General features: G+C 68.7%; 4 protein-coding genes. 1 reads left to right on the top strand and 3 read right to left on the bottom strand.

The genetic code is table 11. The features are described 5' to 3' along the window. Window positions 1-68: 68 nt before the first annotated feature. From Ssi02_RS39260 to Ssi02_RS10400, 3 genes are all read right to left on the bottom strand, one after another. The gene (locus Ssi02_RS39260) at window positions 69-3,605 is read right to left on the bottom strand and encodes a S8 family serine peptidase (RefSeq protein ID WP_204024266.1); all 3,537 of its coding nucleotides are present in this window, start codon (window positions 3,603-3,605) and stop codon (window positions 69-71) included. A 70-nt stretch (window positions 3,606-3,675) separates the two neighbouring features. Then, on the bottom strand, window positions 3,676-7,200 hold the full coding sequence (locus Ssi02_RS10405) for a S8 family serine peptidase (protein WP_204024263.1): 3,525 nt from the start codon (window positions 7,198-7,200) through the stop codon (window positions 3,676-3,678). A 446-nt stretch (window positions 7,201-7,646) separates the two neighbouring features. After that, entirely contained in the window at window positions 7,647-11,045 is a 3,399-nt protein-coding gene (locus Ssi02_RS10400; protein WP_239128771.1) for a S8 family serine peptidase, read from the bottom strand. A 1,199-nt stretch (window positions 11,046-12,244) separates the two neighbouring features. Between Ssi02_RS10400 and Ssi02_RS10395 the strand changes: the two genes are divergently transcribed. Further along, window positions 12,245-14,848, top strand: coding sequence for an NIDO-like domain-containing protein (locus Ssi02_RS10395; protein WP_204024259.1), 2,604 nt, complete (start codon window positions 12,245-12,247; stop codon window positions 14,846-14,848). Window positions 14,849-15,016: the final 168 nt, after the last annotated feature.

Raw genomic sequence — 15,016 nt, 5'->3', positions numbered from 1 at the left:
TGGTCTCCTTCGGGCTGGAGCGGCGCGCGGCCCGCCCCCGGGGCGGACGGGCCGTGCGCCGGGGGGAATCACGGGATGACCTTGTCGGGCCTTTCGGAGATGCGGATGGCGTTGACGATGGTGTCGCCGGTCAGCGCGGCGAACTGCACGTTGAGCTGGCCGTCGGCGACCCACACGGTGTATTGCCTGGTGGTGGCGGTGTGTACGCCGACCTCGTGGGCGAGGTCGAGGCCGGGGACGGCGAGCTTCCCTTCCGCGTAGACGTCGAAGACACGCTGCCCGGGCTGTTTGCCGCGGGTTTCTGCGAAGGCGAGCTCGACCGTGTAGACGCCGTCCGGCACGTTGTCGAAGCGATATTCGAGCACCCGTTCCCGGGCCCGTTTGAAGAGTTCCTGTTCACCGGTTCCTGCGATGGGCCGGGTGGCGGTGTGCACCCTGGTGTTGCCGTTTCCGACGTAGCCGTGTGCACCCGCCGTATACCGGCGGTCGGCGGTCCAGCGGTCGCCGGCGGCGTCCACCACGTCGCGGGTTCCGCCGGCGTCGACGGCCACCTGGTGTTTGGGCGCCACGACTTTCACGGTGACCTCGAATTCGGGCCGCCTGCCGCTGGCCGACCGCACCCGGAGTTTGCCGGTGCGTACGGTGCCCGCCTGCTGACCGTTCGCCGACGCGTTGACCTTGAGTGTTGCGGCGGCGTTCGGGGCCAGGTCGCCGGTGGCGGGGGTCACGGTGAGCCAGGTCTGACCGGGGTCGCTCTCCACCGTGTAGGCGGTGGAGGCGCGGCCGAGGTTGGTCAGCGTCAGGTTTCCGGTCCGCTGCGCGCCGGCGGGCACCACCAGGGTGACCTCGCCGGTGCCGGCCGCGACACTGCCGGTGACGAGGGTGGTGCCGGCGTCGGCCACCGCGCCGGAGGCGACGGAGATGTCCTTGGTGACGGTGCCGTAGTGCTCTTTGGACACCTCGACTCGCTGGTCGCCGATGGGAACCTGGGCGTGGAAGCTGCCGTCGGCGAGTGTGGTGCGGGTCTGGCCGTCGGCGAACTTCACGGTGGCGCCGGCGAGGGGTTTGCCGTCGTTGGCGTCGGTGATGAGACCCTGCACCACTCCATGCCGGCCGGGGGTGAAGGTCAGGGTTTGGCCGTCGCGGAGTGAGGGGGCGTTGAAGGAATACTCGATTCCCTGTGTGCCGTCGTGGTTTTCGATGCCGACGGTCGCGGTGGCGCCTGATTCCAGGTCGCCTTGGAGGCCGCGGTAGCGGTAGGAGATCGAGCCGTTCTCCCCGAGCAGAGCGGAGAAGGAGATCCGCCGGTGGTTCGCCGTGTAGAAATACACGTCGCGCCACTCGACGATGAAGGTGCGGTTCGGCGCGGTCCCCACGGTCGCGGTGTAGACACCGGAGTTCGCGTCGACTTCGAGCCAATCCCAGAAGGGGTAGATCGCCGCGTTGGGCCGGGTGGGAGACGGCAACCGGTAGTCATAGGGATAGAAAGGCGAGCACTCGAAGCACATGAATCCGTGGCTGTAGATCGCGATGTCCCTGTAGGTCTTCCCGTAGAGCGGGAACGGGAAGGGCAGCTGCGTCCCCCGGCTCGGCCAGGCGCAGCACAGGCCCAGCCGCTCGGTGCCCGCGACATAGGGTTCGGTGCCGACGGTGCATGTGTATCCGAAGGCATCGGTCCGCTGCCCGAGGTGGACGTCCTTGGTCACGTCGCCGCCGACCGTCACGGACGCCGTGGCGTCGTCGGCGCATCGCTGTTCCGGGGTGACCTTAAGGTCATATGTGCCGTGTGGCAGGGTGACCCGATACCTGCCCGAGGCGTCGGTGACCGAGCGCACCGGGGTGCCGGGCACGGCCACGGTGGCGCCCGCCGCGGGGCCGCCCGAGCCGGTGACGGTGCCCGACACGACACCCGACGGCAGGGCGTCCAGGGATATGTCGCGTGCCGGGGTCTGGTCGGCGGCGACGGTGACCGTCGCGGCGGCGGTGCCGTACCCGAATTTGTCCACGGTCAGCCGATAGTCCCCCGCCGGCAGGCGCGGCAGTGTGAACGTGCCCTCGCGGGTGGTGTGGACCGTGCGTGTGAGCGGGCCGGTGACGGTGACGCCCGCGCCGGCGACGGGGGTCGTGCCGCTCGTCACCGTGCCGGTCACGCCGCCCAGCTGCTGGTACGGCACAGCCCGCACGGCGGCGTAAGCGTCGAGGCGGCCTTCGCCCCACACGTTGTTGTCGGCCGCGGTGCCGCCGCACGTGGTGTCGTCCACGTCGACGGCGGTGCGGTCCAGCAGTGCGCGTGTCGCGGCCACGTCGCCGCGCAACGCGGGGGCGGCCGACCACATCAGCGCCACGGTGGCCGACACATGAGGCGCGGCCATCGAGGTGCCGGAATAGGAGGCATAACCGCCTCCGGTCACCGATGAGCGCACATTCACCCCGGGCGCGGCGAGGTTCGGCTTGATGTCCCCCGCCTCGCCGGTGCCGCGCGCGGAGAAGGAGGCGATGGTGCCCGCCGCGTCGAAGGCGCCCGCGCTGTAACTGCCGACGTAAAGGCCGGGCGAGGCGCTGGTGTTGCAGCGGGCTATTTCGACGTTCCCGTTGCTGAACGACGGGAAGATGCCCGCGGCGATCCACGTGTCGACGACGACCCGGAACCAGGGATAGTAGCCGCTGTATCCCCACGAGTTGTTGACGATGTCGGGCGCCAGGTCGGGCCGGGGGTTGGCGCCGTTGAGGTCCGTCGGGGCGAGCAGCCACTCTCCCACTTTGAGCATGTCCGCGCTGCTGCACACCGTGTCGCACATCTTGGCGGCTATCCATCTGGCGCCGGGCGCGACGCCGATCGTGTCACCCGCGCCGTCGTCGCCCACCATGGTGCCCATCGTGTGGGTGCCGTGGCCGTTCCAGTCGCACGGGGTGCCAATGGCGCAGCCCAGGCTTGGATCGAACCAGTTGTAGTTGTGGTCGACGGTGCCGTCGGGATTCCTGCCGCGGTATTGCGTGGCCAGCGCGGGGTGGTCGAACTGCACTCCGGTGTCGATGTTGGCGACGACGACACCTTCGCCGCGGTTCTTCAGCTCGTTCCAGACGCGTGGGGCGTTGACCCGGTCGACGTTCCACTCGACGGCGTTGACTTTCGGCGTCTTGGCGCCGGGCAGGGGTGTGGGCGGGGCGACCTCGACGTCGGGAGAGATGCTCGCCACCTCTGGCAGCCGCTCGATGCCGGCGGCCAGTTTTCTGTCGCCGGTCACCAGGACGGCGTTGGCGATCCAGAAAGGGGTGAAGTCGGCTTTGGCGGCGGTGAGGAGGCGGCGGAGTCCTGCTTGCGCGGACTCGGCGTGCTGCTTCTTGGCGCGGTAGACGGCGGTGGTCTTCGCGATTTTGCCGGTGCTCCCGGCGACCGCGGACAGGTCGGCCTGGCCTTTGAGGAAAACCCAGAATTTCGCCCGGTCGTCGGCGGCCAGATCGGCTTGCACCGCACGGTCGGTCTTGCTTCTCTCCGGTGCGGCCGAGGCGGCCACGCTCTGCGAGGGCGATAGAGAGAACACCAGCGCGAGAGCGGCTACGGCCCCGGGCAGAGTTGTTCGCAGGAATGAGGGGGGTTTGGACACACGATCTCCTTTACGCGGGTGTCCCGATCACACGGGGCGGGCTCGCGGGCCCGCCCCGCAGAGCTGCCGGTCAGGGAAGGGTCTTGTCGGGCCGCTCCGAGATGCGGATGGTGTTGACAAGGGTGTCGCCGGCGCGTTTGACGAAGCGCAGGTTGAGTTGCCCGTCGGCGACCCTCACTGTGTAGTGCTTGGTGAGGGCGGTGCGCGTGCCGACGCTGAGGGCCAGATCGAGCATGGGCACGGCGGGCCGGCCTTCGGCATACACGTCGAAGACGCGGGCGCCGGGGCGGGTGTCGCGGGTGTCGGCGAAGCCGAGTTCCACGGTGTAGACGCCGTTCGGCACCTGGTCGAAACGGTATTCGAGCATGCCTTCGCGGGCGGTCTTGAAGAGTTCCTGTTCACCGGTCCCGAGAATGGCCTGGTTCGCGGTGTGCGCCCTGGTGCCCGTGCCCATGTAGCCGTGCCCGCCGGCCTGGTAGGCGCGGTCGGGGGTCCACCGGTCGCCGGCGGCGTCGGTGACGTCTCCGCCGCCGCCGGCGTCCACGGCCACCTGGTGCCTCGGCACGACGACGTTGACGGTGAGCACGAGTTCTGGCAGCCTGCCGCTGGCGGAGCGCACCCGCACCTTGCCGGTGCGCACGGTGCCCGCCGCCACGCCGTCCGAGGACGCGGTGGCGTTCAGCGTCACCGACGCGCCCGAGGCGAGGTCGCCGCCGGTGGGTGTCAGGCTCAGCCAGCTCTGCCCGGGATCGTTGACGACTGTGTACACCGTCGCCGCCCGGCCGTGATTGGTGAGCTTGAGGGAGCCTCTGCGGGTCACGCCGGCCGGCATGACCAGGGTTAGCTCGTCGGACTCGCCGGTCACGTGCCCGGTGGTGAGCGCGAGGTCGGCGGACACGCGCCGGTGCGGGACGACGGTGAGGTTGCGGGCGGCTGTGCCGTACAGCTCCTTGGACACCTCCACCCGGTGGTCGCCGCCGGTGACCTGGCCGAGGAACCTGCCGTCCGCGCCGGTGACGACGGTGGCCTCCGAGCCGATCCGCACGGTGGCGCCCGGCAGCGGGCCGCCGTCGTTGGCGTCGGTGACGAGGCCGGTGACCAGCCCGTGCCTGCTTGGGGTGAACGTCAGGCTCTGGACGCCGCGAAGCCCGGGGTTGTGGCTGGAGAACTCGAAGGCGTCCCGGCCCGTCGAGTTCTCCAGGCCCACGGTGGCCGTGGCGCCGTATTCGAGGTCGTTGTCGAGGCCCTGGTAGCGGAAACCGATGGAGCCGTCCTCGCCGAGGAGGGCGGAGAAGGAGATGCGCTGCGTCGGATTTCCGTACACGCTGACGTTGCGCCATTCGGCGACGAAGGTGCGGTTGGGAGCGGTGCCGAGGGTAGCGGTGTAGATGCCCGCCTCGTTGTCCACCCGCAGAATCTCCCAGAAGGCATAGACGGCGGCGTTGGGGGTGATGGCCGAGGGCAGGCCGCTGCTGCTCCGTTCGGAGAGCCGGGGGCCGAAGCTCAGATAGCCGTTGGAGTGGATCCAGCCGCTGGTATGGCTCTTCTCGTAGAGCGGGAAGGGGAAGGGGAGCGTGATCGGCCTGCTGGCCGAGGCGCCGGTGATCGGCTGCCGATCGGTGCCCGCGACATAGGGTTCCGTGCCGAGCTCGCACTCGTAGCCGAAGCTGTCGGATTTGCGGGGCAGGACGAGGTCGCGGGTGGAGTCGCCGTCCACCGTGGCCGTCGCGGTGAGGGGAGCGGCGCAGCCGGAGGTGCTCGTGGCCGTCACCTGATAGGTGCCGTGCGGGAGGGGGAGCCGGTAGCGCCCGGTGCCGTCGGTGATCGCGGAGGACGAGGTGCCGGCCGCGGCCACCGTGGCACCCGCCACGGGGGCGCCCCCGGCGGTGACCGTGCCCGAGAGGGCGCCGGGCGGGCTCGCCGCCAGTTCGAAGTCCCGGGTGGCGGTCTGGCCCGCCGTGACGGTGACGGTCTCCGCGGCGTCGCGCAGCGCGAACCCGCCCGCGGTGACGCGGTGCTGCCCGGCAGCCAGCCGGGGCACGGTGTAGGTGCCGTCCGCGCCGGTGACGACGGTGGTGCCGAGGCTGTCGCCGATCTTCACCGTCGCGCCGGCCACGGGCCCGCCGCCGCTGGTGACGGTGCCGCGGAGCGCTCCGGGCTCTCCTGCGGGGGCGGCCTTCACCGCGCCGAAGGCGTCGAGCCTGCCCTCACCCCAGACGTTGTTCCTCTCCTTTGTGCCGCCGCACTGCCGGTCGGCCGTGTCGACGGCGGTGCGGTCGAGCAGCTTGCGGGTGGCGGCGATGTCGCCGCGCAGAGTGGGAGAGGCCGACCAGATCAGCGCCACTGTAGCCGCGACGTGCGGGGCCGCCATCGAGGTGCCGGACATGGACGCGTATCCGCCGTTGTTCGTCGACGAGCGCACGTCCACACCGGGGGCGGCGATGTTGGGTTTGACCTCGCCGTCCTGGGCGGGGCCGCGAGAGGAGGTCTCCATGATGTCGTTGTTCGCGTCGAACGCGCCCGCGCTGTAGCTCAGGGCGTACTGACCTGGTGAGTCGCTCCTCTGGCAGGTCCATCCGCTGTTGCCGTTGGCGACCGCGGGGAAGATGCCGGCGGCGTTCCACGCCTCGACCGTCTCCTTGTAGCCGGGGTAGTAGTTCCACCACGACACGGAGAAGTTGACGATGTCGGGGGCGAGGTCGGGGCGCGGGTTGGCGCCGTTGAGGTCGGTGGGAGCGAGCACCCACTGCCCCGCCAGCAGCAGCGCGGCCTCGCCGCACCCGCTTGTCGCGCACCCCTTGGCCGCGATCCATTTCGCCCCGGGCGCCACGCCGACGGTGTTGGCGCCGCCGTCGTCACCCACCATCGTGCCCATGGTGTGGGTGCCGTGGCCGGTGTTGTCGCACGGCACACCGGCGGTGCAGACCCGGGTGGGGTCGTACCAGTTGTAGTTGTGGTCGACGGTGCCGTCGCTCTTTGTGCCGCGGTACTGCGCAGCCAGCGCGGGGTGGTCGGACTGCACGCCGGTGTCGATGTTGGCCACGACGACGCCTTCGCCGCGCACCCGGAGTTCGTTCCAGACGCGGGGGGCGTTGACGCGGTCGAGGTTCCATTCGACGGCGTTCACGCGGGCTTTGGCCTTGGCGGGCTCGGGCTTCGGGAGCTGAACGGTGCGGACGGGGTCGATGCGGGTGACCTGGGAGAATTTCGCAATGGATTCCGCCAGTGCGGAGTCGCCGGTCACCCTGATGGAGTTGACGAGCCAATAGGGGGTGAAATCGGCTTTGGCGGCGGTGAGCAGGGTGCGGAGCTCCGCCTGGGAGGCCGCGGCGAACGTGGTCTTGGCGCGGTAGACCGCCGCCGCCTTGTCGTCCTTGGTGGCCGCCGTGGCGGCGGCGCTGAGGTCGGCGGCGCCTTTCAGGTGCACCCAGAAGGTGGCTCTGTCGTCGGCGGCCAGGTCCGCCAGGACGGTCGCGTGGATTTTGCCCGGTTCAGGGGCCGCCGCCTGGGCGATGCCCGAGGGAGGCATAAGGGAAAGTGCTGTGGCGGCGGCTGCGGCAGCAAACGCTCGCCGATATCGCGGGGAATAGGGCACGCACCCTCCTTCACATGGGGTGGACGTGTTCCGCGGATAATTGCGGATTATCTTTACTGGCCATGCGTTGGAGTTTGAGTGGATCTTGCCGCCCTTTCAAGGACGGCAAGATAACGATCAGAGCGTCGTAAGAAAACGAAATATGGATCGTTGTTATTGGTGAACTCCTGCGGCACGCCCTGGACAGGGCCTGATTGCCGCCGTTTCGCACCCTCGGCGCCGGAGTGGTTCGTCCAAAATCGCGACCGGGTCGCCGGGCGGCACGTCAGTCGTGCCGTCCGGCGCCTGTCCTGGGCATGGGGCGGGGATTCGAAAGCGTGCGGCCATATCTCACGGCGGCGCTCCCGCTTGTCGCGGTCTAATATGGCTTCGCCGTACGCCGAGCACGCACAGGAAAGCGGCCCGCACCGTATGGCGGTGCGGGCCGCGAATTTCTGCGAAAAGGGTTAGGGAATGGTCTTGTCAGGCCGCTCCGAGATCCGGATGAAGTTCACGATCGTGCTGCCGGTGCGCTTGGCGAAACGCACGTTGAGCTGTCCGTCGCTGACCCGCACCGTATATTGCCTGGGGCTCGCGGTGTGGGTGCCCACCTCAAGGGCGAGGTCGAGCGCCGGAATGGCGAGCTGGCCTTCGACGAGCACATCGAAGACACGGCCTCCGGGGTGGGACGACTTGGTGTCGGCGAAGCCGAGCTCAACGGTGTAGACGCCGTTCGGCACGTTGTCGAAGCGATATTCCAGCATGTTCTCGCGGGCCCGCTTGTAGAGCTCCTGCTCGGTCGTGCCCTTGATGGTGCGGCTGGAGGTGTGCACCCTTGTGCCGCTTCCGGTGCCGATGTAGCCGTGCGAGCCTGCGGCATACCTGCGGTCGGCGGTCCAGCGGTCGCCGACCGAGTCGGCGACGTCGCGGCTGCCGCCCACCTCGACGGCCACCTGGTGCTTGGGCACGACGACCTTGACGGTGATCTCGATCTCCGGCCTGCGCCCGCTGGCCGAGCGCACGATGAACTTCCCGACGCGTACGGTGCCCGGCGGCACACCGGCCGACGAGGCGGTGGCCTTCAGCGTCACCGTGCCGCCGTTGGCGAGGTCACCCGAGGTGGGCGTAAGGGTGAGCCAGGTCTGCGCCGAATCGCTGACGATGGTGTAGGCGGTGGCGCCGCCGAGGTTGGTGAGTTTGACCGACCCCGTCCGGGTGACGGCGGCCGGCATCACCAGGGTGACGTCGTCCACGTCGGCGGTGACCCGGCCGGTGATGAGGGCGGTGCTGGCGGTGACCAGAGCACCGGGGGTGACCGAGACGTCCTGGAAGACGGTGCCGTAGTGCTCCTTGGACACCTCGGCCCGGTAGTCACCCGTGGGCACCTGGCCGAAGAAGCGGCCGTCGGCGCCTGTGGTGAAGGACGTCTCGCCGACCCTGACGACAGCGCCGGCCAGCGGGTCGTTGTCATTGGCGTCGGTCACGACGCCGGTGACCAGTCCGTGCCGGCCGGCGATGATCCTCAGGCTCTGGGCGTCACGCAGCACCGGGGCGTTGCGGGAGTATTCGAAGCCGTCGGTGCCGGTGGCGTTCTCCACGCCGACCGTCGCGCTTCCGCCGTACTCGAGGTCGCCGTCGAGGCCCTGGTAGCGGAAGTCGACGGAGCCGTCCTCCCCGAGCAGCGCGGAGAACGAGACACGGCGGGTGGGATCGTCGTAGAAGCTGACGTTGCGCCACTCGATGACGAAAGTGCGCCGCGGCGCCGTGCCCTGCGTGGCGGTGTAGACACCCGACTCGGTGTCGAGCACCAGGTCATCCCAGAAGGGATAGACGCCCGCGTTCGGGGCAGCGGTGGCGGGCAATGCGCTGTTGGTGGCGGTGTTGGAGCGGCCGACGAAGTTCACGTAGCCGTTGCTGCTGATCCACCCGCTGCTGTAGGCCGCGCCGTAGAGCGGGAAGGCGAAGGGCAGCGTGATCGGCTGGGTCTCGTCGTCGCCGGTGAGCGCCTCCCGGGTCGTGCCCGCGATGTACGGCTCGGCGCCCGGTGAGCAGATGTAGCCGAAGTTGTCCGTGCGGCGCGGCAGGTCGACGTCCTTGGTGAGGTCGGCGGCCACCTGGATCGCCACGGTGGAGCTGCCCGCGCACCGGCTGCCGCCGCCGACCTTGAGGTCGTGCGCGCCGTGGGGCACGGTGAGCCGGTAGCGTCCGGCGGCGTCGGTCGTCGTGCTCAGCGGGGAGCCGGCCACCTCGACGGTGGCGCCCGCCTCGGGTGTGCCGACCACCGTGACCGTGCCTGAGACCGCGCTCGACGGGCTCGCGGTCAGATCGAGGTTCTGGGTGGCCGTCTGGTCGGCGACGACGGTGACCGAGGCGGTGGCGTCGCCGTACCCGAACTTGCGCGCCGTGACCTGGTAGGTGCCGACGAGCAGGCGCGGCAGGGAGAAGGTCCCGTCGGCGCCGGTGACGACCGAGCGCGACAGCGGCCCGGTGACGGCGACGCTCACCCCGGCGAGGGGGGCCGCGCCGCTGGTCACGGTGCCGGTGAGGCCGCCGAGCGAGCCGGCGGGCGACGCCTGGACGGCGGCCAGCGAGTCGAGGCGGCCCTCGCCCCAGATGTTGTTGTCGGCCGCGGTGCCGCCGCAGCGGGTGTCGTCGACGTCGATCGCGGTGCGGTCGAGGAGGCCGCGCGTGGCGGCGATGTCGCCGCGCAACGCGGGCGAGGCCGACCACATCAGGGCGACGGTGGCCGAGACGTGCGGCTGCGACATGGAGGTGCCGGACAACGCGCCGTAGCCGCCGGGCACCGAGGAGCGCACGTTGACGCCGGGGGCGGCGATGTTGGGCTTGATCTCGCCGTTCTCACCGCTGCCGCGCGTGGAGAAGCTCGCGATGGCGTTGTTGATGTCGAACGCGCCGGAGCTGTAGCTGGAGATGTATTGCCCCGGGGAGCCGCTGGAGTTGCAGCCCGCGCCGGTGACGTTGCCGTTGGAGAACGACGGGAATATGCCCGCCGCCACCCAAGAGTCGACGATGTTCTTGTACCACGGGTCGAAGCCGGCGCCGCCCCACGAGTTGTTCACGATGTCGGGGGCGAGGTCCGGGCGGGGGTTCTGCCCGTTGAGGTCGGTGGGGGCGAGCATCCACTGGCCGGAGGCGAGCAGGGACGCCTCGGAGCAGCCGTTGGTCTCGCAGCCCTTGGCGGCGATCCACTTGGCCTCGGGGGCCACGCCGATCGTGTTGCCGGCGCCGTCGTCGCCGACCATGGTGCCCATGGTGTGGGTGCCGTGGCCGTTGTTGTCGCAGGGTGTGCCGGCGGAGCAGATGCCCGCGGGGTCGAACCAGTTGTAATTGTGGTCGACGGTGTTGTCGGGCTTCTTGCCGCGATATTTCGCGGCGAGGGCTGGGTGGTCCCACTGCACGCCGCTGTCGATGTTCCCCACGACGATGCCCTCGCCGCGGACGCCCAGGTCGTTCCACACCCTCGGAGCGTTGACACGATCGATGTTCCACTCGATCGCGTTGACCTTGGCCGTCTCCTTGCCGCGGATGGGGTCGGGCAGCTTGATGTCGCGCACCGGGTCGATGCGCACCACTTGCGGCGTCCTGACGACCTCATCGGCCAGTTTGGCGTTGCCCGTCACCTGGACGGCGTTCGCGATCCAGAAGGGTTTGTAGTCGGCGCCGGAGGCTTTGAGCAGTTTGATGAGCTCGGCCTGGGAAGCCTTGGCGTACTCGGTCTTGGCGCGGTACACCTGCTGGGCTTTATCCGTTTTGGATTTCGCTCTGGTGGCGGAGCTGAGGTCGGCCGCTCCTTTGAGGTGCACCCAGAAGGTCGCCTTGTCGTCGGCCGCCAGGTCGGCTCGCACCGCCGCGTGGATCTTGTCGGGCTCGGGGGCCGCCGCGACTGCCGCGCTCTGGGGGAGCAGAAGAGCAAGCGACGCTACTGTTCCAGTAAGGGCAGATTGCCAAGTTCGAGGGTATTTGGACACACAATCTCCTTCAGGCGAGGCGGGCGTGTCCCGTCGCGGGGTCTTGTTGATCTTTACGACTCACGTGGAGAATGGTGATCCCTATATGTCAACATTTCAAGGTTTGTTTTGATAACGATCTAAATGTCGTAAGAAGTGTTGAAAATGGACCGTTCTCATTGGGAAGTCCTGCGTCCGCGACCATTGCCGATTTCCGCAGGCCCCCTCCCTCCGGGGCATCCGCGACCTGCGGAAACGACACGCTCCCCCTTCCCCTGACCAGGGCTGTCTGCGGAAACATGCATAAATATCGAACCTGAGGCACGCGTCAGACTCGAAGTCCGCCGGTCCTTCGGGAGCGGTGCGGCCGGATAACGTTTCCCCAGGTCCAGGCGGGCGCGCGGCGCACCGCGACCCCGGGCGCGACGCTCCCACCGGCCCGCCGAACACTTGACAGCGACCGGTCCACCCTCGCGCCGCGGCCTTGCCGGCGGAATTGGCCCGTTCTAACGAGCGCCGAACCTGCATCCCCGTACGGCGGAGCCAGGCAGGCGCCAATCCCGCCGCAAACCGGGGCCGCCGACTTTTACGGGTTGACATGGCGCGAATCGCAGGATAGAGCAGAGCCGCCCCAATTGGGACGGCACCTTTCTCCCATCAGCCCACACTCGCCGATTGTTAAACCATTAAATATTGAAATATCGGCATATTGGCTCCACTATTCACCACGCGCACCATAGAGGTCGGCACCTGCCCTCAGGGGACAGACCTCCCCCGGCGTCGACGGATGCGGGCGGGCCGGCCACGGCGGCGCAGCCACCGACGTCGAGCGGCACGACAGCCGACAACAACATGTGAGGGGACACCTCGACATCCTCGCGGCGGCGGTCACCGGGGCGTCACCGCCGGCGGGGCGGGCCGATGCGCAGGAAAAGACTCCAATATGGACACCACATTTCCCGCATTTGCGCGCACCATATCAATTGTTACCAACTCACAACTTGAAACGTGGTCACAACAGCATCGATATTCTCATCGGGGGTTCTTCATCATCATTCATCGCCTATTGGGCAGCCATGCCCTACGAAGGAGTGCGTGTGAGCAAATCCCGCCGATATTTGAGAACGACCTTAGGTGCGACCACCGCTGCACTAGTGCTCATCGTCTCCCAGGCCCCGGCCCTCGCCGGCTCCTCCGCTCTCTCCCCCGACAAGATCCACAAGTCCGTCCACGCCGACCTGGCAGGCGACGGCAAAGCGGCCTTCTGGGTGCGTCTCAACAACTCCGCCGACCTGTCCTCGGCGAAGCGAGCCGTCACCAAGACCGACAAGGCCCGCCTGGTCTACGAGGCCAAGACCACACACGCCGAGTCCTCCCAGGCCGAGCTCCGCAAGCTCCTGACGGCGGCGGGCGCGGAGTTCACGCCCTACTGGGTCGTCAACGCCGTTCAGGTGAAGGGCGGCGACCGCGCCCTCGCCGACACGATCGCCAAGTTGCCGCAGGTGCTCGGCATCGACCCAGTCGAGACCGTCGAGTTCCCCGCCGACGCCGCTCCCCCCGCCGCCAAACCGAAGCCGGAGGCCGAGGCGGAATACAAGGCGGAAACCAAGCGGGAAGGCAAGCCGGCCAGCAAGGCCAAGGCGGCAAGCGTTCTCTCCTGGAACCTCGAGAGCATCAACGCCCCCCGCGTGTGGAACGAGCTCGGCACACGCGGCGAGAACATCGTCGTGGGCAACATCGACAGCGGCGCGAAGTTCGACCACCCCGCGCTGGAGTCGCAATATCGCGGCCGGAAGGCCAACGGCACGGTCGACCACAACTACAGCTGGTTCGACCCGGACCGGTTGTGCCCGACCGAAGCCCCCTGCGACGACAGGAGCTACGGCACCGGCAACCTCGGCGTGATGGTCGGCGGCGAGGCGCTCGGCTTCCGCGTCGGGGTAGCTCCGGGGGCGAAGTGGATCGCCGCCAAGGCGTGCGACGAGGTCTCAAGGTGCGGCGACTCCGCGCTGCTCGCGTCGGCGCAGTGGATGCTGGCTCCGACCGACCTCGGCGGCCACAACCCGCGGCCCGACCTGGCGCCCGACATCGTCTCCAACTCGTGGCAGACCCAGAGCTGGGCGCCGTGGTGGTACCAGCCGTTGGTCGAGGCGTGGACCACCGCGGGCATCTTCGCGGTCTTCCCCTCCGGAGACCTCTGGGACGGCGGCTGCGGAACCACAAGCGGTCCCGGCGCCGAGGCCGCGAACTACAGCGTCGGCATCTACGAGCAGGACGGCACGATCTCGCGCCTCTCCCAGCGAGGCCCCGGCGCGAACGGCGAGATCAAGCCCAACCTGACCGCTCCCGGTGTGTCGATCACGACTGCGGCCCCTGACGACACCGTCTTGCTGACGAACGGCAGCGCGATCGCCTCCTCGCATGTGGCGGGCACGGTGGCGCTGATATGGTCGCGTGCACCCGGCCTCATCGGCGACATTCCCGCCACGCGCGCGCTGCTCGACGGCACCGCGATCGACGTGGACGACACAAGATGCGGCGGCACCGCGGCCGACAATAACATCGCCGGCGAGGGGCGCCTCGACGCCTACGCCGCCGTGCGGGACGCGCCCGTCGTCCCGGCCGGCACGCTGAGCGGCACGGTGACCGGCCCGACGCCTCCGACGGACCCGACCGGGCGGATCGGCGGCGTGACGGTGAAGGTCGCAGGACCGGTGACCCGCACCACGACCACCGCCGGGGACGGCACCTGGAGTCTGTCCCGTCTCCCCGCGGGGCAATATCAGGTCGGCGTCCGGCACTACGGCTTCCGGGACTCGGCCGTGACCGCGACAGTCGTCGCGGACCAGACCGCCACCGCGCATGTGGTGCTGACGCCGAGCCGCACATCCATCGTGTCCGGGACGATCACCGTCGGCGGGCAGCCCCGTGCGGGCGCCGTGGTCTCCGTCCTCGGCACCTCGGTCTTCGCGAGGACGAACGCCAACGGGCGTTACCAGCTCCAGGTGGCCCACGGCGCGCACACGCTGCGGACCGTCTCCTCCTCCCGCTGCGAGAACACCGTCTACCGCCCGATCAATGTGAGCGGCAGACTGACCGACAACGCCGAACTGCCCTCACGCGTCGACGCCTTCGGCTATATGTGCACGCCCGGGCCGAACAACTATCTCCAGGGCCTGGAAAAGGTCACACCCGACAGCAACTTTGGCGTGAACATCACCCTGCCGTTCCCGTTCACGCTCTACGGCCAGAGCCACACCACGGCGCGGGTCAGCAGTTTCGGATACATCAACTTCGCCAGCAACTACACCATCGGCCTGAACACCAAGCTGCCCAGCTATCAAAACCCGAACGGATCGCTCTTCGCCTATTGGAGATATCTCAGCCTCGACAACCGCTCCGGCATCTACACCGGCACGTACGGCACAGCACCGGACCGGAAGTATGTCGTCGAGTGGCGTAGCGTCCACTTCCTCCGCGACAAGACCAAACGCCTTTCCGTCTCCGCGGTCATCGGCGAGGACGGCACGGTCGGTTATCACTACCGCGGCATCGACCATCCCGACGAGGCCGGAGCCAGCACGACCGTGGGTCTGGAGAACCACAACGGCACCGCCGGCTTCGAATACTCCTTCAACAGCCCCGATGCGCTCCGCAACGGGCAGAGCCTGACCTTCAAACTGCGAGAGCCGGCGGGCTGAGCCACCGCCCCTCCCTAGACGGGCTGAACGTCTGATCCGTCCGCTTTGAAGAACCGCGGCCCGCCTTGTTCCGACGAGGCGGGCCGTCACCCTCTTTTTCTGCAAAACGGAACAGACGCCCCGCTAAGGAGGTCGCATGACCAAGTCCCACCGATATTGGCGAACATC

The organism is Sinosporangium siamense, from assembly GCF_016863435.1.
Lineage (GTDB): Bacteria > Actinomycetota > Actinomycetes > Streptosporangiales > Streptosporangiaceae > Sinosporangium > Sinosporangium siamense.
Note: the sequence above shows the minus strand (reverse complement) of the source record. Positions and strands in the feature narration are given on the sequence as shown.